The sequence below is a fragment of the Nitrosopumilus sp. K4 genome (assembly GCF_018128925.1).
In the GTDB taxonomy this organism is placed as follows: domain Archaea; phylum Thermoproteota; class Nitrososphaeria; order Nitrososphaerales; family Nitrosopumilaceae; genus HKST03.
Map to the genome: position 1 here is coordinate 1,536,210 of NZ_CP067007.1, position 20,279 is coordinate 1,556,488.

The 20,279-nt window shown below is 34.4% G+C and carries 21 protein-coding genes and 1 tRNA gene; 11 read left to right on the forward strand and 11 right to left on the reverse strand.

From position 1 onward, the window contains the following. Positions 1 to 98: 98 nt before the first annotated feature. Positions 99 to 1,544, forward strand: coding sequence for a DNA-directed DNA polymerase II small subunit (locus NsoK4_RS09300; protein ID WP_211689043.1), 1,446 nt, complete (start codon positions 99 to 101; stop codon positions 1,542 to 1,544). Here NsoK4_RS09300 and NsoK4_RS09305 read toward each other — a convergent pair. Beyond that, positions 1,521 to 2,723: a Cdc6/Cdc18 family protein gene (locus tag NsoK4_RS09305; RefSeq protein WP_211687260.1), complete on the reverse strand. Its 1,203-nt coding sequence runs from the start codon at positions 2,721 to 2,723 to the stop codon at positions 1,521 to 1,523. The genes NsoK4_RS09300 and NsoK4_RS09305 overlap by 24 nt on opposite strands. A gap of 475 nt (positions 2,724 to 3,198) precedes the next feature. Here NsoK4_RS09305 and NsoK4_RS09310 point away from each other — a divergent pair, with 475 nt between their 5' ends. Then, positions 3,199 to 3,585 (forward strand): hypothetical protein, encoded by a 387-nt coding sequence (locus tag NsoK4_RS09310; RefSeq protein WP_211687261.1) that lies wholly within the window; start codon positions 3,199 to 3,201, stop codon positions 3,583 to 3,585. 4 nt (positions 3,586 to 3,589) lie between these two features. Here the strand turns inward: NsoK4_RS09310 and NsoK4_RS10210 are convergent, their stop codons facing one another. From NsoK4_RS10210 to NsoK4_RS09325, 3 genes are all read right to left on the reverse strand, one after another. Continuing rightward, positions 3,590 to 3,751, reverse strand: a complete 162-nt coding sequence (locus NsoK4_RS10210; RefSeq protein WP_007402644.1) for an AbrB/MazE/SpoVT family DNA-binding domain-containing protein — start codon at positions 3,749 to 3,751, stop codon at positions 3,590 to 3,592. A gap of 134 nt (positions 3,752 to 3,885) precedes the next feature. After that, entirely contained in the window at positions 3,886 to 4,485 is a 600-nt protein-coding gene (locus tag NsoK4_RS09320) for a winged helix DNA-binding protein (protein ID WP_211689045.1), read from the reverse strand. A 127-nt stretch (positions 4,486 to 4,612) separates the two neighbouring features. Then, on the reverse strand, positions 4,613 to 4,975 hold the full coding sequence (locus NsoK4_RS09325) for a hypothetical protein (protein ID WP_211687262.1): 363 nt from the start codon (positions 4,973 to 4,975) through the stop codon (positions 4,613 to 4,615). A 65-nt stretch (positions 4,976 to 5,040) separates the two neighbouring features. Between NsoK4_RS09325 and NsoK4_RS09330 the strand changes: the two genes are divergently transcribed. Both NsoK4_RS09330 and NsoK4_RS09335 read left to right on the forward strand, forming a co-directional pair. Beyond that, complete coding sequence (locus tag NsoK4_RS09330) at positions 5,041 to 5,793, forward strand: geranylgeranylglyceryl/heptaprenylglyceryl phosphate synthase (protein WP_211687263.1); 753 nt, start codon at positions 5,041 to 5,043, stop codon at positions 5,791 to 5,793. A gap of 13 nt (positions 5,794 to 5,806) precedes the next feature. Further along, a complete protein-coding gene (locus NsoK4_RS09335; RefSeq protein WP_211687264.1) occupies positions 5,807 to 9,184 on the forward strand; it encodes a DNA polymerase II large subunit in 3,378 nt (1,125 codons plus the stop codon). Between the two features lie 2 nt (positions 9,185 to 9,186). On the opposite strand, the gene glyA is transcribed toward NsoK4_RS09335, so the two are convergent. Then, positions 9,187 to 10,509, reverse strand: coding sequence for a serine hydroxymethyltransferase (gene glyA / locus NsoK4_RS09340; RefSeq protein ID WP_211687265.1), 1,323 nt, complete (start codon positions 10,507 to 10,509; stop codon positions 9,187 to 9,189). A gap of 97 nt (positions 10,510 to 10,606) precedes the next feature. On the opposite strand from glyA, the gene thsB reads away from it, so the two are divergent. Both thsB and NsoK4_RS09350 read left to right on the forward strand, forming a co-directional pair. Then, the gene (gene thsB, locus NsoK4_RS09345; protein ID WP_211687266.1) at positions 10,607 to 12,316 is read left to right on the forward strand and encodes a thermosome subunit beta; all 1,710 of its coding nucleotides are present in this window, start codon (positions 10,607 to 10,609) and stop codon (positions 12,314 to 12,316) included. Between the two features lie 59 nt (positions 12,317 to 12,375). Then, complete coding sequence (locus NsoK4_RS09350; protein WP_211687267.1) at positions 12,376 to 12,654, forward strand: hypothetical protein; 279 nt, start codon at positions 12,376 to 12,378, stop codon at positions 12,652 to 12,654. Here NsoK4_RS09350 and glnA read toward each other — a convergent pair. Further along, positions 12,651 to 14,111, reverse strand: coding sequence for a type I glutamate--ammonia ligase (gene glnA, locus NsoK4_RS09355; RefSeq protein ID WP_211687268.1), 1,461 nt, complete (start codon positions 14,109 to 14,111; stop codon positions 12,651 to 12,653). The genes NsoK4_RS09350 and glnA overlap by 4 nt on opposite strands. A gap of 54 nt (positions 14,112 to 14,165) precedes the next feature. On the opposite strand from glnA, the gene NsoK4_RS09360 reads away from it, so the two are divergent. Both NsoK4_RS09360 and NsoK4_RS09365 read left to right on the forward strand, forming a co-directional pair. Continuing rightward, entirely contained in the window at positions 14,166 to 14,723 is a 558-nt protein-coding gene (locus NsoK4_RS09360) for a DNA replication complex GINS family protein (RefSeq protein WP_211687269.1), read from the forward strand. Positions 14,724 to 14,753: 30 nt separating this feature from the next. Then, complete coding sequence (locus NsoK4_RS09365; RefSeq protein WP_211687270.1) at positions 14,754 to 15,038, forward strand: hypothetical protein; 285 nt, start codon at positions 14,754 to 14,756, stop codon at positions 15,036 to 15,038. A 2-nt stretch (positions 15,039 to 15,040) separates the two neighbouring features. Here NsoK4_RS09365 and NsoK4_RS09370 read toward each other — a convergent pair whose 3' ends face one another. After that, positions 15,041 to 15,265, reverse strand: coding sequence for an AN1-type zinc finger domain-containing protein (locus NsoK4_RS09370; protein ID WP_211687271.1), 225 nt, complete (start codon positions 15,263 to 15,265; stop codon positions 15,041 to 15,043). 110 nt (positions 15,266 to 15,375) lie between these two features. On the opposite strand from NsoK4_RS09370, the gene NsoK4_RS09375 reads away from it, so the two are divergent. After that, complete coding sequence (locus NsoK4_RS09375; protein ID WP_211687272.1) at positions 15,376 to 16,116, forward strand: SDR family oxidoreductase; 741 nt, start codon at positions 15,376 to 15,378, stop codon at positions 16,114 to 16,116. Position 16,117: 1 nt separating this feature from the next. Next, on the forward strand, positions 16,118 to 17,269 hold the full coding sequence (locus NsoK4_RS09380) for an NAD(P)/FAD-dependent oxidoreductase (protein WP_211687273.1): 1,152 nt from the start codon (positions 16,118 to 16,120) through the stop codon (positions 17,267 to 17,269). On the opposite strand, the gene NsoK4_RS09385 is transcribed toward NsoK4_RS09380, so the two are convergent. Continuing rightward, the gene (locus NsoK4_RS09385; protein ID WP_211687274.1) at positions 17,264 to 17,473 is read right to left on the reverse strand and encodes a hypothetical protein; all 210 of its coding nucleotides are present in this window, start codon (positions 17,471 to 17,473) and stop codon (positions 17,264 to 17,266) included. The genes NsoK4_RS09380 and NsoK4_RS09385 overlap by 6 nt on opposite strands. A 56-nt stretch (positions 17,474 to 17,529) precedes the next feature. Between NsoK4_RS09385 and NsoK4_RS09390 the strand changes: the two genes are divergently transcribed. Next, a tRNA-Pro gene (locus NsoK4_RS09390) sits at positions 17,530 to 17,603 on the forward strand. Here NsoK4_RS09390 and NsoK4_RS09395 read toward each other — a convergent pair. The 3 genes from NsoK4_RS09395 to thpR are packed head-to-tail and all read right to left on the reverse strand — an operon-like array spanning position 17,604 to position 20,219. Next, positions 17,604 to 18,365 (reverse strand): serine/threonine protein kinase, encoded by a 762-nt coding sequence (locus tag NsoK4_RS09395; protein WP_211687275.1) that lies wholly within the window; start codon positions 18,363 to 18,365, stop codon positions 17,604 to 17,606. Beyond that, positions 18,337 to 19,668, reverse strand: a complete 1,332-nt coding sequence (gene cca / locus NsoK4_RS09400; RefSeq protein WP_211687276.1) for a CCA tRNA nucleotidyltransferase — start codon at positions 19,666 to 19,668, stop codon at positions 18,337 to 18,339. The genes NsoK4_RS09395 and cca overlap by 29 nt, the downstream gene beginning before the upstream one ends. Next, positions 19,665 to 20,219: an RNA 2',3'-cyclic phosphodiesterase gene (thpR, locus tag NsoK4_RS09405; RefSeq protein ID WP_371816005.1), complete on the reverse strand. Its 555-nt coding sequence runs from the start codon at positions 20,217 to 20,219 to the stop codon at positions 19,665 to 19,667. The genes cca and thpR overlap by 4 nt, the downstream gene beginning before the upstream one ends. Positions 20,220 to 20,279: the final 60 nt, after the last annotated feature.

Below are 20,279 nucleotides of genomic sequence, written 5' to 3' on the forward strand. Positions count from 1 at the left end.
ATTATTCTGGTTCTTGACACATTGTACTATTCATGGTTGAATATTTGAGGGTTCGGAGTACAGGGAGATTTAATTAAACCAGAAAATATTCTTCGATGTTGAAAAAGGAACTTGCCTTTGCCTTGAATTATGCGTTGAACAAGGGCTTTCAGATTCATCCCAATGCATTTAAGATTCTCGAAGATATTGATGTAAAAAAACTCGAGAAAATAATTAGGGAGATTGTCAGGGAAAAATCAAAACAGAAAATGTTTCAGATTAATCAGGATGATCTTGAGACATATCTTGGAATCAAAGATGATCCAACTTTACAAAATGAAATAAAGGTACTCTCTGATCCTACCCCAAAAATCACCTCAGGTGAGGGCGTAAAAGGGTATAATGCATTATTTTCTAGTCGGTTTAACAAGTTAAAGAGAATCATCTCAGACAGACCAGAATCAAGGATGCTCAAATCTATCGCATCTGTAAAAACTGCAAAATCCGAGGATGATATGTATGTCTGTGGACTGGTCTCGATTAGAAGTACTGAAAGAAACATTACCAAATTAGTATTAGAGGATCCCTCAGGCACATTTGAAGGAATTGTATTTGATGGGGAGCTGCAAACAACTGCAGGTACTTTGCTTATTGATCAATTTGTTATGGCAAGAGTAAGCATGGGAAAGAATGCAGGTTTTATCATAAAAGATTTGATTCTTCCAGATATTCCAGATCAGGCCTCAAACAGGTCTGAAAGTGAGGCATATGCCGTATTTCTTTCAGATTTGCATATAGGAAGTAAATACTTCATGGAAGAGGAATTTACAGAATTTGTTGATTGGATCTCTAGTCCGGATCCTGTTGCAAAACGAATTCGATTCGTGTTGATTGGGGGAGATGCCGTAGACGGTGTAGGAATATATCCTAATCAAGACAAAGAGTTGGTTTGTCAGACAATTGAGGAGCAACTAATGAAGATGGAAGGATTATTAGATAAGATTCCAAAACATGTCAAAATCATCATAATGCCAGGGAACCACGATCCTGGAAGAAGAGCACTTCCACAGCCTGCGATTCCAAAAAAATACAATGATAGTTTGTGGGAAAGAGAAAACGTAGTAATGGTAGGAAATCCTGCTATGGTCTCGTTAAATGGGGTAAAGGTTCTGATGTTTCATGGACAAAGCATAGATGATATTGTAAAGACAACGCCTGGATTAAGTTATGATAATCCAGTAAATGTTATGAAGCATCTTCTAAGGGCTAGGCACCTAAGTCCAATTTATGGTAGCCAGACTCCCATTGCGCCTGAGATGGAAGATCTTATGGTTATTGATGACATTCCAGATATTTTTCATGTTGGGCATGTACATAGAGCCCAATTGGACATGTACAAGGGAGTTCTTTTGGTAAACTCGGGTTCCTGGCAAAAACAGACTCCTTTTCAAGCAAGTGTAGGCATGACTCCAAATCCAGGTATTGCTTTATTGGTTAATTTGAAGACTTTGCAGGTTTTTCATGAAAACTATAATTCCAATTCAAATAACATCTTGCAAAGTTAGATCATCTTTGAATGTCTTTTTTACCATTTCTGGAGATATTGTGAGTTTGTATTTTTTTGTCCTACCATGAATTCCTTGATGCACGAGTCTTCCAGTGATTATTCCTGATAATTCTATTTCACTTAGCATTTGGGTTATTCGTCTCTGAGTAAGTTCATCCCGTCCTACTGTCTTACATAATGCCTTGTAGGTTGAGTAAATCTCACCTGTAGATGAGCCCGATGCCTTCATAATTGCAAGAATTACTAGTTTTTCATGTAGTGGGTATGATTTTAGTGAGGTTTCCTCTTTGTTTTCTTCTATTTTTTGTGAAGCTTCTCTAACATGTTCTTTTGTAACCTTTTCCGATTGCTGTCTCTCGGCAAGTTCACCAGCAACTCTGATTAGGTCAATTGCTCTTCTAGCATCACCGTGTTCTCCTCCTGCTAAAGCAGCACAAAGATTTAGAGCTGATTCTTCAACTGAGCCCGCTTCAAATGCCTCTGATATTCTCTCCTCAAGGATTTTTTTGATTTGTTCAACATTATAATTTGTAAAGACTATTTCTTCTTCCCCTAAACTGCTGATAACTCGTGGGTCAAGTTTCTCTTTGAATGTTAGATCGTTAGAAATTCCAATTAGAGTTAAAGAACCGTTATTGAGACTCTCATTTGCCCTTGTAAGTTGATATAAAATATCTTTACCAGTTTTTGACACAAGTTCAGCAAGATAGTCAATTTCATCAATAACAAAAACAACATTGATTTTTTCAGTGTTTATTTTAGATAGTATTCGTTTGAAGACTTCACTAATAGCCAAACCAGTTGAGGGTAACTCTTTCTCAATTAATCCTAATTGACGCCCAAAACTAACCAATAACCCATAAAGTGTCGTCTCTTTTTTTGAATTAGAATAGATTAGTTTTATTGGAAAATTTGATTTTTCAACCCTTTCTTGTATTTTAGAAATTATTTTTTTTACTACTAATGTTTTACCAGTCCCAGGTTTTCCATAAACTAATAGATTTGATGGTCGGGATTGTTTAAGGATTGGTAGTAATGATTGTGTTACTTGTTCTTGTTCATTATCTCTATGTTGGATAGTTTTAGGAATGTAGGTAAAATGAAGAATGTCGCGGTTTTTTATGATTGATTTTCCTGATTCTGCTGCATCTAACAATCTATCTATCGGATCCGACATACTCACACACCTGTGTTTCTCCTCAACAATAACATAACCATATCTGAATTAGGAGAGTATAGAATAGAATAGTAACTCTAGTTTAGTTTGTAATTAATTATTTTTAGTTAGATTATTAGATTTTCTCAAAAAAAAAATTGAAGAAAAGAAGAGTGGAAATATTGGTGTGTGGGTATTCTTATTTGATAACAAATTGTTAATTTTTTGTTAAGAAATAAAGAAAAAAGCCTATTTTGACCCCTTTATTTCCATTCCAGGCGTTAAGATTGGTGTTAACATTGTTAATCACCTAAAACTGACCCCTTTATTTCCACTCCAGGCACAAAAAAAACCATTATAAAATTACTTTATTGATTATATTGTTAATAACAAAAAATACCCTAGGCGTGGGTTAGGCAGTCAATGTTAACAAACCACTTAGTTAACAAAAATTCTCGGATCTATTGAACTGTTAAACTCAGATCCTCTAGATCCTATGGCCAAAAAACGGATCAGAATAGATATGGAAGACTCTGATGGTGCCAAATATGACATTAAACTAGAGGGTAATGTTACTAGAGAAAAAGTTCTAAAAATATTTGAAATGATGGATTTGATGAATATTGAGGAGGAACAGGAAACTACCAACATGGATTCGGTAGGCGCAAAAATTTGGAATATTGTAGATAAATTCTTCCCAATGGGCAAATTTACCTCTACAAACATTCTAGAAAAATATGAAGATGAGTATAATGAACCAATAAAACTTAGTATAATATCCACATACTTATCACGATTTTCAACTAAAGGTAAGATTGATAGAACTAGAACAGGTCGAGAATGGACATATCAAACCTTAAAAATTGGCCAAAAACAACGTTAAATTCTCAAGAAATTATAATTTTACGAACAATAAGTCTATCTTTACCTAGAATTAACTTGACATATTCACCTTTTTGTATGTCCATATATTTTCTGAATTGTTTGGGAATTGAAATTGTCCCAGCAGAGGTAATTTTTACTAACACTTCATTTTCTTGTACAGACACATAATTACTATAATTTAATAATATATATAATTTAATAAATTCTAATGATTATATGGTATAATAAAATATGCCTATTTTGGGGAAATTTCTTAATGAAAATCATTAAATGAATTTTGGTTTTTAAAATTATTTTTCTATGCAACTGTAGGACTTTGTTGAACGGCAGAAATTTTTTCCAATCCTTTCTCCGAAATTGAATATGTATATGGTTTAGTTTTGGTATTTCGCTCAACCAATCCATCCTCATACATTTTTTTCATTAATCTAGAAGTGTGCTCCCTACTTCTGTCTAATGCCTTTTGAATGTCACGTGACGTCATAACCTTATTCGTGATTAGGTGTAACACATGCTCTGTGATGTCATTTGAATCAATATTAGGCGTGTTTTCAGATATTTGGGGTTGTTCTTTTGTCTCAATAGGCTCAATTTTACTTTCAGGTTTTGTTACTGTTTCTTGCTTCTTTGTTAATTGTTCGAGATATTGCTTTAATTCCATATTGGGATCCTCCGTCTTTGTCTCAATACCTTGCAATTCTAAGGCATCCAGGCGTATTTTCATATCAATTAACTGTCTTTCATAATATTCTAGTCGTTCAGATTGTGATGAATCATCCATTTGTGATGTTTTGATGTATGGACGTATTTTATAGAATACATACAAACCTCCTAAACCAACCACAAATGCCAAAATCACACTAAAAATCACCTCAGGATCCGGAATTTCTATTAACATCACAAATTTTATGCCTATATTGTGATTTATCGTGATTGACCAACATTAATTCACACTTTAGATTAACAAACTCACATTAATTATCACAAATCCATAAGCATACAAACAACAATGATCACATTCAATATCACATATTACATGCCTGGCGTATGAGCCTGTCTATCACACTAATCACTTCATCTTCCCTTTCGGGAAAAATATCACTCTCATTTATCACACTAATTTGTTCAGAAAGTTTTGATATCACATCAATATCATCAGGCAAAAGTATGCCTAAACCACGCAAAAGTATGATTGAGTAAAATAATGCAATTAATTTATCTCTGGATTGCCCCACTTGCCTGTAATAGGCTCCTTTTGTTATAGTAAATTTAGATTCAAGAAGATCCTTCTGATTTAAAATAATTTCAATTTGTCGCTCTGTAAATAGTGATTTTTTGATAATTTTCCTAATAATATTGTTAAAATTAGATTCTTCAATGTCTGCCAAAGCTATACAAATCTGTATAACGGTATTCCAATTAAACTTTAAAGAGTCATCTACAAACCAAGTTTATGACTGGAAATAAAGTAGAATCATTTCTAAAATCCGAATTAAAAAAGAAAAACGCATTACTTTTCGTTTTAATTGACTCTGAGGTATCAAATCTAGAATCTTCAAGTAAATTGGCCAAAGATGTTGAAAAAATTGGTGCATCAGCCATTTTAGTTGGTGGTTCATCTGCAACTGATCAGATTGAGATGTCTCAAGTGGTAAAGGGAATAAAAAAAGGAATCAAAATCCCAATAATCCTCTTTCCTGGTAATGTTACTGGTGTTGTGCCCGATGCAGACGCAATCTTATTTAGCTCTCTAATGAACTCTGAAAATCCTTATTTTATCACTCAAGCCCAAGCATTAGGAGCCCCAAGTGTGTTAAAATTTGGTTTGGAACCATTACCTACTGCATATTTGGTAATTGGTGATGGAACATCTGCATGGTTTGTTGGTTCTGCAAGAGGAATACCATTTGACAAACCCAAAATAGCTGCTGCTTACTCACTAGCAGCCCAATTTTTAGGCATGAGATTTGTGTATTTAGAAGCAGGCTCTGGAGCAAAATCTAGTGTTACGCCTGAAATGGTCAAAACAGTACGTAAGACTTTCAATGGTTTTCTTATTGTAGGTGGAGGCATAAAAGATGTAGAAACTGCTACTGGAATTGTCAAGGCAGGAGCTGACGCATTAGTTATTGGCACCTTTTTAGAAAAGGGTGGTAGTATCAAAAAACTCGAAGAAATAGCAAAAGCAATTCAAAGAAGCAAGTGATTATACAGATAACATGTCTGAAAACGATGCAATATCACGTATTAGTGGTATTAAAATGCCAGATTATTATCAAAACTATTACTCAAACCTATCTAGTGATACTTACACCATATTTGAGAAGGCAGCAGCAGCAAAATCTAGCCTTGTAGACTCATCAGGAATCATTGAACCCAAAATAGCATTTGATTTAGCAGATCGTGTTGCTAAAATGCACGAAATTGATATTGCTGAACCATTGAGAAATCTGTTAAAAATTAATGGAAAAGAACTGTCTGCATTAATTCTATCAAAAGAGATAGCCTTAGGAAAATATACTCTACCTGACTCGACATTGGAAGAAAAACTAGACCTGGCAGTCAGAGTAGGATTAGCCATTGTTACAGAAGGGGTAACAATTGCTCCATTACAAGGAATTAGTGAGGTTAAAATCAAGAAAAACAAGGACGGAACAGAGTATCTCTCAGTCTCTATTGCCGGACCAATGCGTTCTGCTGGTGGAACAGAATCAGCTGTAACTATGCTGATAGCTGATCATGTTAGAAAGGCTGTAGGTTTATCAAAATTTCAAGCAAATTCATTTGATGATGAAACTGGCCGATTTATCGAAGAATTAAGAATCTATGAAAGGGAAGCAAGCAGCTTTCAATTTCATATTCTAGATGAGGATATTGAACGTGTTATCTCAAATCTCCCTGTTGAACTAGATGGAGTAGATACTGATCCATTTGAGGTTGTTAATCACAAAGGAATGACACGTATCAAAACTGATAGAGTAAGAGGCGGTGCCTTGAGAGTACTTAATGACGGTCTGATTGGAAGATCTAAAAAACTACTCAAAAGAATCGAACTGTATAATCTGGATGGTTGGGAATGGCTGGCCGATCTCAAAGGGGCAATTCAAACAGGAGAAAATCAAGAAGACGCTGCAGCTAAAAGAATGCGTGAAGTGATTACTGGCAGATCAGTGTTATCAATGCCTAACAAACTTGGAGGCTTTCGATTAAGGTACGGTCGAGCATGTAATACAGGATTTGCAGCTGTAGGGATCCATCCTGTCATAGCAGAGATTCTTGACCATACTATTGCTGTAGGGACTCAAATCAAAATTGACATTCCAGGAAAGGGGGCAACTGTTGCTTTTGTTGATTCAATAGAAACCCCAACCGTACGACTAAGAAATGGAAATGTCGTTAAAGTCAGAGATGTAAAACATGGAATTGAAATCAAAAAAGACATTGAAAAAATCTTACATCTTGGAGACATCCTAATTTCCTTTGGAGATTTTTTAGAAAATAATTCCCAACTAGTCCCCTCAGGATATGTAGAAGAATTCTGGAATGAGGATCTAAAAGAAAAACTAGCAAAATACGAGCCTGATGACAACTTTTTGGGTATGTTTCTAGAAAAACCTCCATCACTAGATGACGCATTAAAACTATCAATTGATTTTAAAATTCCATTACATCCAAAATATCTTTACTATTGGGATCATATTTCTGCAGAAGAATTAGAACAGCTACTACACCCAACAAAATTGAATGAAGATTCAATCGAATATGGTTTTGATGTCAAAAAAATACTGGAGACTCTTGGAGTTCCCCATTTGGTTAGTAGTGAGAAAATTGTTTTAGAAAATCAAGAAGCAAAAATTTTCTTCAATCTTCTTTTTAGAAACCAAATAAAAATCTCTGATTTGTCAGTTCCAAAAATAATTTCAGAATCATCTGGGATTGAAATTAGAAACAAATTTTCCACTTCAATTGGTGTGAGAATTGGTAGACCTGAAAAGGCTGCTCCTAGATTGATGAAACCTCCAACTCATGTCTTATTTCCCATCAGCGACAAAGGTGGACCTACCAGAGATCTTCTAAAGGCATCTAGACAACCTAATTTCTTTACGAATATCTTTAACAGAACTTGTACAGTATGTAATGAACCATCTATTGGGATCAAATGTTCAAAATGTGGCAACAAAACAACGATTCATTACAGATGTGGAAAATGTAGGGAAACACTAGATAGCCCGTTTTGTGAAAAATGTAAAAGAAAAACATCATCCCACTCACACCAAGCATTTCCCTTAAAGGCAAGATTAGTCACTGCACAAGAAAAAATGGGCCTTCGGGCTCAGGAACCTTTCAAAGGAGTAAAAGAACTGATAAACCAAGACAGAATTGCTGAGCCTCTTGAAAAAGGATTAGTTCGTCAAAACTTTGGCCTAACTGTTTTCAAAGATGGGACAGTAAGATTTGATGCAACAAACTCTCCACTAACACAATTCAAACCATCATGGATAGGCACTTCAATAGATAAACTCAAGACTCTGGGATACACTCATGATGTTGATGGAAATCCACTCACCGATCCCGACCAAACAGTAGAGCTTCGAATGCAGGATGTCATAATCCCAAATGAGAGTGGACGATATCTAGTATCAATTTGTAAATACATTGACATTCTGTTGGGAAATTTTTATGGAAAATCACCATTCTATAACGTAAAAAGTACTGATGAACTTATTGGACATCTCATAATTGGTCTTGCACCACATACTTCTGTAGGAATTGTAGGCAGAATTATTGGTTATACTGAAACACATGTTTGTTTTGCAACACCAAACTGGCATTCTGCTAAAAGACGTGATGCAGATGGTGACGCAGATTCTATAATGCTCTTAATGGATAGTTTATTGAATTTTTCAAGACAATTTTTATCTGATAGGATTGGAGGCCTTATGGATGCACCACTTCTTGTGCAACCTTTAGTCCTTCCACATGAATCACAACCACAAGCTCACAACCTAGAAGTTACAAAATCTTTCCCACTAGAATTCTTTAATGATACAATAGACCAGAAAAAAGCATCTGATATTACATGTGTAGAAATTATCAAAAATCGTCTTGAGACAGAAAAACAATTCTATGGATATGATTTTACCCATCCAACATCATCTCTTACCACCTCAAAATCTAGAAGTGCATATTCTACACTAGGTTCAATGTTGGACAAATTTGATATGCAAATCAGGAATGCAGAATTGATAGATGCTGTAAACACAACAGAAATTGTATCAAATGTAATTTCAACACATCTAGTTCCTGACATAATGGGAAACCTTCGAGCATATGCTAGACAAAATTTCAGATGCACAGGATGTGGAAAATCATATCGAAGAATGCCGTTAATACAGACTTGTATATGCGGCCATAAGCTTATTCCTACAATTACAAGAGGTTCTGTTGAAAAATATTTGAAACTTGCCAAAAGACTAGTTGACAAATATGATGTAGGCGCTTATCAAAAAGGAAGAATCCATGCACTTTCTGATGAAATTGATCTGGTTTTTGGAAAAAGTCAAGGTGATCAATCTCTTCTAACAGACTACGCTTAGTGCTATCTTAATTTGACATATTCATAGGCACCAAGTTTATTGTCAAAACAATATTTTACCTTCTGATAGTTTTTTCTCATTGACTTTACTTTTGAAAGAATCTTCTTTGGATCCTTTTTGTCAATTACTACTTGTTTGATAAACTCAGCAATTTCCTGCATCTCATTTTTCTTCATACCTAATCGTGTGATTTCTGAAACACCTAACCTAATTCCACCTGGATGGAAATAATTACGCCCAGCCTTAATATCGCCTGGAATCAGTTGCCTGTTTACAATTATGTTGGCTTTTTCTAAATCGGCTTCAACTTTTCCACCATCCGAATAATCAAGAACATTTACAGCAATTTGATGTGATTGTGTAAACCCTCTACTCTCTCCTAAAACTTTGAAACCTACAGAACTAAGAGCTTCTGCAAAATTTTTTGCATTTTTGATTACTTGACTAGCATAACCCTTTCCAAATTCTAAGGCTTCTGCAAAAGCTACAGCTTTTCCTGCCATATGATGAATATGGTGGCTGCTTGTTAATCCTGGAAATGTAGCTTTCTTGATTGGTTCTTCATGTTCTTTTGAACCGAGAACCAATCCGCCTTGTGGGCCAAATAAAGTCTTATGAGTACTCATAGTCATTGTATCTGCACCTTCTCTTAATGGATCTTGGAATTTTCCTCCAGCAATTAGACCTGCTACATGAGCTGCGTCATAATTGATGTGCATTCCATAATTTTTTAGAAAATCAGATAATTCTTTTACAGGGTGTGGAAATAAGAACAATGAACCTCCAAACATTGCCATTTTAGGAAGGCGTTTTTCTTTTTCTAAATCCTTTATCTTTTGTTTTGTCTTATCAACATCAATTGTCATCTCTTCGGCATCAAATGGATAGAATTCAATCTCCAAACCATGAACTAACCCTGCAGTTCCTGAATGCTCTCTTTTTCCATGTGAAATATGACCTCCTGCAGGAATTGATGGAGCAAGCATTACATCACCGGGGTTTGTAAATGCTGAATAAACTGCCAGATTTGCTACAACTCCTGAAATAGGTCTCACATCAGCAAATTTTGCTTTGAAAAGCTTCTTTGCAAGTTTCATACACTCAAATTCTACGTCATCAATGAAGACACATCCAGCATAAACCCTGTCTCCTGGCCAACCTTCTGCATATCTATTTCCAAAATCTGAAATTATCGCCTCTCTGACTGCGGGACTAGGAATATTCTCACTTGCTATCAAAGGAATTGAATTTTCAAACCATTTGTGATGTTCTTTTAATTTTGAGAAAATTTTATTGTAAGATTCTTTATTTGCAGACGTGGCCATATTTTGCAACTTGATTTTCCCAATTTAAAAACACCGATTTTGTCTTACGGAATTTGATCTGCAACGTATAAAAGGGGAATCTGGAGTTTTTCCTTCTATGGGTATGCAAGCGACTTCAAAAGGAAATATGCCTGTTGTTTTACTAAAAGAAGGCGGTTCTGAAACTAAGGGCAGAGATGCACAAAAAAACAATATTGCTGCTGCTAAAATTATTGCTGAAATCGTACATACCAGTTTAGGTCCTAGAGGCATGGATAAAATGCTAGTTGATTCTCTAGGAGATGTAACAATTACAAATGATGGTGCAACCATTTTAAAAGAAATTGATGTTCAACATCCAGCTGCAAAAATGCTAGTTGAAATCTCAAAAACCACTGATAATGAGGTAGGAGATGGTACAACTTCTGCAGTTGTCTTGGCAGGTGCTCTTCTTGAAAATGCGGAATCATTATTGGATCAAGATGTTCATCCAACAATTATTGTAGATGGATATAGAAAGGCAGCAAAGAAAGCAAAACAATTTCTTGAGAGTATCGCTGACACAATATCTGCAAATGATAAAACAATTCTTAATAAAATTGCAAAAACATCAATGCAAACAAAACTTGTAAGAAAAGATTCTGATCTTTTAGCTGACATTATTGTAAAATCAGTTCTTGCCGTAGTAGAAAAAGAGGGTGAAAAATTTGATGTTGATATTGATGATATTAAAGTAGAAAAGAAAGCAGGCGGTTCAATCAAAGATTCAATGATTATTCAGGGTATTGTACTTGACAAAGAAATAGTACATGGTGGAATGCCACGAAAAATATCTGATGCAAAAATTGCACTTATCAACACAGCACTTGAAATTAACAAAACTGAAACTGATGCCAAAATCAACATCTCAAATCCTCAACAATTGAAATCATTTCTTGATGAAGAAAATAGAATGCTAAAAAATATGGTGGATAAAGTAATTGGTTCAGGTGCAAATGTAGTGTTGTGCCAAAAAGGTATTGATGATATGGCTCAACATTATCTTGCAAAAGCAGGAATTATTGCAGTTAGAAGAATTAAGGAAAGTGATCTTACAAAACTAGCAAAAGCAACTGGTGCTAGAATTGTAACAAACCTTGATGATCTATTTGAAAAAGATCTTGGAAATGCAGAAACTGTTGAGGAAAGAAAAATTGAAGAAGATAAATGGGTTTTTGTTGAAGGATGCAAACATCCAAAATCTGTTACATTATTGCTTCGTGGAGGCTCTCAACGTGTTGTTGATGAAGTTGAACGTTCTGTTCATGACGCAATTATGGTTGTTAAAGATGTCATTATTGACCCAACAATTGTTGCTGGTGGCGGTGCTCCTGAAACATATGCTGCAGCCAAACTTAGAAGTTGGGCAAAATCACTTGAAGGTAGAGAACAATTAGCTGCTGAAAAATTCGCTGATGCTCTTGAATCTATACCATTAACTTTAGCAGAGAGTGCAGGTATGGATCCGATTGATACTCTTACTGCCTTACGTTCTAGACAACTAAAAGGAGAAAAATGGACTGGAATTGATGTTATGAAAGGAAAAATTGCAAATATGAAATCCAGTGATATTATTGAACCTCTTGCAGTAAAACTCCAAATTGTTTCTGCATCATCAGAAGCTGCATGTATGATTCTTAGAATTGATGATGTAATTGCTACTCAAAAATCTGCAGGTCCACCACCTGGTGCTGAAGGTGGAATGCCTGGAGGAATGCCTGGAATGGGTGGAATGCCTGGAGGAATGCCTGGAATGGGTGGAATGCCTGATATGGGCGGCATGATGTAATTATTTTTACAAAAACCATTTTTCAAAAGTTTATTTGATTACTAATTTTATGATTCACATTGAGTAAATCAACATCCAAAGTAATTACTGGATTCAAGTATGTGTATCTGACTGCATTTTTTGCATTATTAGCAGGATTTTTTCATCCGTTGATCACAAACACTAGTTTTGATAGTGTAGTTATAGGAGTGATTGTTCTGTTTGTTGGTCTTGCTGGTGGGATCCTTCTTTACAAGGCTGCAATTTCAGAAAAAAGAAAAACAATTTTTCTTGGAGGGGGGTTTGGCCTTATTGCCATCTCATTATTCTATATCTTTCAATTAACTGGAAGAGTTTAGACATCAAAATATAGATAAAATTCATGAGGATGAGGTCTGATTGAAATTTCACGTTGATCTCTTCTCTCTAATTCTATAATTTTATCAATTACATCATTAGTGTAAATTGGATTTAGGAATTTTCTATCACTTTCTAACTCATCTAACGCTTCACCTAAACTCTTTGGCAAGACACCTATTCCTCTTTTTGCTCTGTCTGATTTGGTCATTTTGAATATGTCGTCTAGAACTTGTTCCCCAGGATCCATTTTCTTCTTAATTCCATCCATTCCAGCTGCGGTAACTGCCGCAAAAACCAGATATGGATTTGATGAAGGATCTGGAGCCCTGAACTCTAGTCTCTTTAGATGGGCATAATTTTTTCCTTTGAGGTGTTTTGGAACTCTAACGATTGCAGATCTATTTCCTGCACTCCATGCAATATACGCAGGTGCTTCGTATCCTGGAACTAATCTGTGATAAGAGTTTGTAGTAGGATTACAAATTGCAGATAATGCTTTTGCATGATTAATTATTCCACCGCAAAAGTATCTGCCAATCTGACTTAATTCATCTTCTTCATCTGGGTCATAGAATGCATTGCTTTTCCCTTTCCACAAACTAACATTCACGTGCATTCCAGAACCTGAATCCATTGCAATAGGTTTTGGCATCATTGTTGCAACTTTACCATATTTTTCAGCAACATTTCTAATAACATACTTGTATGACTGTGCCGCATCTGCAGCATTTGTCATGTAGTCATATTTGATATCAATTTCACATTGACCTGCAGTTGCTACCTCATGATGGTGATTATCACATAACACACCAAAATTTGTATTCAAAATATTTACACATTCATTCCTAAATGGTGTCAAAGTGTCAGATGGAGTACTAGGATAGTATCCTTCTTGAAGACCCATTGGGTATCCAGATCCTTCTTGACTCCACGGTGCTTCTTTGGATTCAATTGAATATGATTGTCCTTTGTAAGGTGTTAATACATCCCAATGAATTTTATCAAAAACAAAAAATTCTACTTCAGGTCCCCATGCACTACTATCGAATCCTTGAGTCTTGATATACTCTTCAGCCTTTTGAGAAATTCCTCTAGGATCCCTTGATAGTCTTCCTCTGCCTTCTCCCCAATAGACATCACATAACAATCTAGCCGTTTTGTTTTCAGTCATCCAGGGAATTATTGCAAATGTATTAGGATCTGGTTTCAAAAGAAGATCTGAATCATCAATACTAGTAAATCCAATAATTGAAGAACCATCTAATTTTGGAAGTCCATCTCGCATTTGCTCAGGAGTAAATGTATTAGCTGAGATTGTAGTGTGATGAAAACGACCTGTTAATCCAGTAAACTGTAAATCTATAAACTGAATGCCCTCATGCTGAATTCTAGAAAACACTTCGTCTGGCGAATATGTTACTTGGATTGCTTTTCCATGACTAACTTTATAGGGCAATTTTGTACTTCAATCAAACACAAATACATCCATCATTTAAGGATTAGGTAAGAAATGTCAGAATCAAATCAAATTGATATCAGCAAATTGCATCATATTGTTCTTAGAGAAACCGAAAATGATCCAATTCAAGAAATTGAACCAAACTTCTATAGAGAACTTTCTGAGTTTATTGGAAATTTAAAAAAACAGGAATTTGATGGTATTGAAAGTAAAATTAAAGATGCATTAATTGTGATGGCAACAGAACTAACATCACTATTGATTGAAATTAGATTAAATAAAATTTCAAAATCCGAAAAAATCGAATTTGAAAATCTATTGGACGAAGAAAAATTCATTGTTGATTCTGAAGAAGAAAAAAATGAAAGAAAAGAGATGATTTTATCAGCAACAGTTAATGGAAAATCAAAATTCCTTGAGTCACTTTCCCAGAATCATAAAACAAAAACTGTGGTCATTAGATTTCTTAAAGAAGTAGACGAAATTGTAGGTGCAGATCTTGAAAGATATGGTCCATTTAAAACAGAAGACATTGCAACAATTCCATATGAAAATGCTCAGGCATTAATCTCTAAGAATGTTGCAACCAAGGTAAGATGGGAAGATTAGGTAGAAATTATACCTCGAACAATTAGTTTTATGACACATACTGGTGTTGATGTAATTGATTTTTTATTTTACACAATATATCCAGTAATTGGAATATTTGCAATAGAGGGAATTAGTAGAATAGCCAAATTTCCTAAATGGGCTAAACTATGGATTCAAGCTGCTGTTGCAATAGGTTTTGGTGTTTATTATTGGTTCATTTTACCTGAACCAAAGAATTTTCCACTAACAGCACTCGTATTGTTTGCATTAGCTGTTGCATTAATTTATCAAGGTAGGCGAGCAAAAATTTCACCAGAAAAAAGCCCTTACTGATTTTATTTGAATCTGCCAAATATTCTTTTGAAAATACTTGGTTTGTTTGGTCCCCCATCTCGAACAACTTTTCTCTCTCCAAATCGTTTAGCGCGAATCACAGATAATTTTACACATCTATGATCCTCTGGAAGCCTATGTTCAGAACAAAATGGATCCTTGCAATAATTACACTGAAAGGGCATATCTGTCAAATCACCACAATATGCACATTTTTCAGGCTTCATACTGTTGCATAGTTTTTTTCTTCTATTAAACTTGCTAAATTTTAAATGAATTACTTGAGCAACTAAACATTTTTACGACATGCAGATAGATTTCAAACAAGTGAGTGTTAATGATACAAGATAAGGTTGCAATAATAACTGGCGCAAGCAGCGGAATTGGATTTGCAACAGCTTTGGCACTTTCAAAAGCAGGAGCAAAGGTTGCTATTGGTGCAAGAAGAACTGATAGACTTGCAGAATTGGAAAATAAAATTAAAGAACATGGCGGCGAAGTATTTTCTCAAAAATTGGATGTTACAAAAAAAGAGGAATGCAATTCGTTTGTAGAATCTGTTTTATCCAAATGGGGTTCTGTAGATATACTAGTAAATAATGCTGGTCTTATGCCCTTGAGTTTTGTAAAAAATCTCAAAATTGATGAATGGGATCAAATGGTAGATGTCAACATCAAAGGTGTTTTGTACTGTACCGGTGCTGTTGTGTCACACATGCTTGAGAAAAAATCTGGTCATATTGTAAATATTTCATCCGTAGCTGGACGAATAGTATTTCCAGCAGGAAGTGTTTATTGTGCTACCAAACATGCAATTACAGCATTTAGTGAGGGTTTGCGAGAGGAACTGAGTGTTAGGAAAAACATTCGTGTAACTTGCATTGAACCAGGAGTGGTTGCTACTGAACTAACAAATACAATTACTGATGAATCTTTGCAAGGATTTGTAGAAAATGCTAAAAAGATGGAAGCGTTGCAAGCAGATGACATTGCAAATGCCATTCTTTATGCAGTTGAATCTCCTAACCATGTAAATGTCAACGAAATTTTGATTAGGCCTACCACCCAAGAACGATAAATTGTCAGAAAACATTCCTCATGTGTTAATTCTTGGAGGGGGTTTTGGCGGATTATCTGCAGCAAACGAAATTAGAAAATCATTGCCCTCTTTTAAAGTGAAAATTACTGTAATTGACAAAAAAGATTGGTTCATGGTTGGATTTGCAAAACTATGGATCATGAATGGTACTAGAACATTTGAAAATTCTATTGGTTTCTTAAAGGAACTTGAAAAAAAAGACATTGACTTTATCAAAGAAGAAATTCTTCAGATCGACTTGCAAAATAAAACAGTCAAAACTTCTACCCAAAACCTTTCTTATGATTTCCTTATCATTGCAATGGGAGCAACTCTTGCACCAGAAAAAATCTCAGGTTTAACACAATATGGAATGAATCTCTATGATCATAATGAATTATCAAAAATTAATCAAAAATTAAATGAAATCAAATCTGGAAACATTGCAATTGCAATAATGGGAATGCCATACAAGTGCCCGCCTGCACCTTTTGAGGCTGCTCTTCTCATTAATTCAATGCTTAACCAACTAGGAAAACGTCAATCAATCCAAATTCATTTCTATAGTCCGGCTCCTATTACATTACCAGCTGCTGGACCAGAAGTCAGTCAACAGATTCTAGATTTGGTAAACTCTGAAAAAATATTTTTCCACGATTCCTCAAAAACAATCTCTGTAGAAAAAAACAAACTCATTTTTGAAAATGACAAGGCAAATTTTGATTTGTTATTAGCCATTCCGCCTCATGTTGTACCTGATGTAATTATAAAATGCGGACTTGCAAAAGAAGGAGGTTTTATAAAAATTAACAGAGATTGTAAAACCCCATTTGAAAATGTGTTTGCTGTTGGAGATGTCACTAGTCTTCCTGTAGGTGAAAAATTTGCAGTTCCAAAAGCTGGAATATTTGCAGAAGGAGAAGGAATCACCGTAGCCAAAAACATTGTTTCAAAAATTCAATCAAAAGATGATTCAGCATTATTTGATGGTATAGGTGGATGCTTCATTGAATCAGGAAGAAACACAGCTTCCTTAATTGAAGTAGACATGTTTTCAGAATCAAAACCAACTACAAAATTAACTGAATCATCAAAAGAACATCTTGATGAAAAATTACAATTTGAAAAAGACAGAATAACAAATTGGCTATGACTGCCTATCTTTTTCTTTCGACAAATGCTCCAAAATAGCTCTTACCTCGACACCTAAATCATTAGAATTTTTTCCTAAATCAATCTTTTCTGGAATCTTGTTTTTAAGATCCTCATCTTCTAATTCCACTCTTCTTTTTTGAACACAATCAAGATGATCATCTCCTGTCCCAGAAATTCTATGGCAAATCGAACATATTTTCAACAATTACTATACTTAATCCGACGATTTAATAATTTCATTTTGTGCCTGTCCACTAAGGGATCGTCGTCTAGCTTGGTATGATACTAGTCTGGGGGACTAGTGGTCGCAGGTTCAAATCCTGCCGGTCCCATTATAATTTTAGAATTTTCAACAATCCATCAAAACTTTCCCTAGTTTGCTTCTGCTTGTATTCTCTTAACGATTGAATGATTTTTTCTTTGGATGGAATTTTATACATTTTTTGAATTTTTTTGGAAATTCCTGAACCAATAAAAATTGCCTGTGTAATTGATGTTACATTAGAAACTTTTCTTTTAGTACTTGAGCTTTCAAAATCTATCAAAGTTGGTTTTGTTTTTCCAACTATCACATGTTTTGAAATACTACTCAATTCACCATGATCAAAACTAATCTGATCTAATCTATAACAATCTTCTAAAATCATTTTTATTGTTGTTTTTAATTTTTTAACAACTCCTCTACCAGATAGATTATTTATCCAATCACCAATTTTTTCTCCTTCTAGAAATTCCATTACGACAAAATTTTTACTAGCATCAAGCAATTTTGGTCCAACATTCACTTCATTTACGGTCTTTAACAATACAGCTTCACTTTTCATCTCATTTCTTTGAGAATCCGACCTTCTAATTTTTACTGCAACATTCTTGTTGCCTCTTTTTGCAAGAACAACAACACCAACATACCCTTTTCCTAGAATTGCTAATTTTCCAATAGTAGTTGGACCCCAAAATGCAACTGATTTTATTTTTAGCTTCCTTAGCTCATTTATTCTAGATTTTATTTGGATTTTACTTGCCTTAGGATATCCAATTATTTCTGAATAAGGTTCTAAATTGAGTTTATTTATTGAAACAAAAGATCTTTTCATCAGTTGAAATTATTTCCAATGATGCCTCTTTAATTGATTTACTTAGCGACTTGCCTCCTAGGTAAACTTTGAAGCCTTTTCGAAGATCACTTTGTAATCCTTTTGGAATACCATTTTGAAGGTTTTTCCTCAAAATCTCTTTGATAAATGTAATAGCATTATCATGATTTCTTTTTTCTAATGAATTAATTTTTGAGTCATCATCAATCCACATTAACTCAGTTTTGCTCATATTTTTCCCAATAAAGCTCTTACATCCGTCCTCTCTGAAAAATTCAGGACCTTTTTTTAGATATTTTTTAGGAATAATACTTGATTCTAGAAGAAAGAACAGGTATGCCTCCTTTTTCTCATCAGTATAAGACATACTACGTAGAACTCTAAAACCTCCGAGTTCTAACTGCGTAGACAACGACGATGCTGCCCTTTTAATTTGCCCCCATATTATATCTGGACTTCTCATCTTAAAATCAAATTTTACAGTTAAAACATTCTCCCAACTAGACGTTTGTTTTCTTCTTGAAATCTTGAAAAATTTAGTATTTGGTTTTGCTTGAAATGCTCTACATGCTAAAACAAATTTCCCTATATTTTGCTTAGATATAGCAGCAGCAAGATTTCTGTTACCGTCTATAGGATCAATTATTACTATTGATGTTTCAAACTTCTTGGATGTTTTTCCAATCACCTGCCCTTCCTTAATTTTAGAAATTGTTTTAATTACATTTTCAAATGTATCAAAATTAAGAATTAACACTTCAGTTACATATCCACTAAATCCCTGTTTTGCAATTTCAGCACCATAAATCCCTATAGATTTCAGAAATGTTTTAAGAAGTCTTACCTCGTCTTTCATTTTTGATGTCAGAGCTTTTTGCATAAATTTTGTATGAAATGGTGACCTATCTGCAGAGCTTTTCCATTGACCTTCCTTTACATCATAACATGGAACTATGTTGATCTTTGTTTTCTTTATTTCAGCCTCTACATAGGGATGCTCTGAATATCTAACATAAGGTTTGAATTTTTTCATTGATGCAAATCCAATCTTTTTTGCAATATCTTCAAACCTTTCATCTGAAGTTGACTTTTTGAACTTGACAAAAATATCTATGTCTGCCTCTTTTGACAGCCAAGTTCCCTTTGCATAAGAGCCACCAAATTCAGCATCAATAACATCAGAAAACTTTTCAATTTCTTTTTTTACAAATTGCATTGCAATTTCAGCAATGCTTCTTTTTGAATTTATCAAACTTTTTGATGGCACAACTGATTTCTTTACATCTGAAACAATTTTTTTCATGACTTGCTTTTTACCTCCCCTAAATCAGAATATAGTGGACCATTTGGTGTAAGGGTACTTTGTTTAAATTTAAAATTTATAATTTTTTGTGAGCCAAATTCAGCATTTTCAAACTTTTTCATTTCCCTTGTAATGTCCCCAATCTTGTTTTTAATTCTAAACACTGTAACATGAGGCCTAAATGGTTTATCACTAGTAAATCCAAGAGGTGCCAATGTATTTTCTACTTTCTTGGCCAATTCGACTAATTTGTTTCCCCCTTCATTATCAGTTCCAATCCATATTACTCTTGGAAATTTTAGCTTGGGAAATACGCCAATCCCCTGAAAATTCACTACAAATTCTGAAAATTCAATTTTTGCCAGTGCATCTTTAACTTCATTGGCTTTATCATCGGAGATTTCTCCCAAAAATTGTAGTGTAAAATGTAGATTGTCTAGATTTACTGCTTTTGCGTTTATTCCAATATTTGATTGAAATTTTGAAATTGAATCAATAACTTTTTTGTCTGAAATTTCAACAGCGACAAAAGTTCTCATTATGATTTTCATTTTGACATCTCTATAATAATTTCCGGTACCTTCATAGACAAGCAATTTTTTGATAGTTTA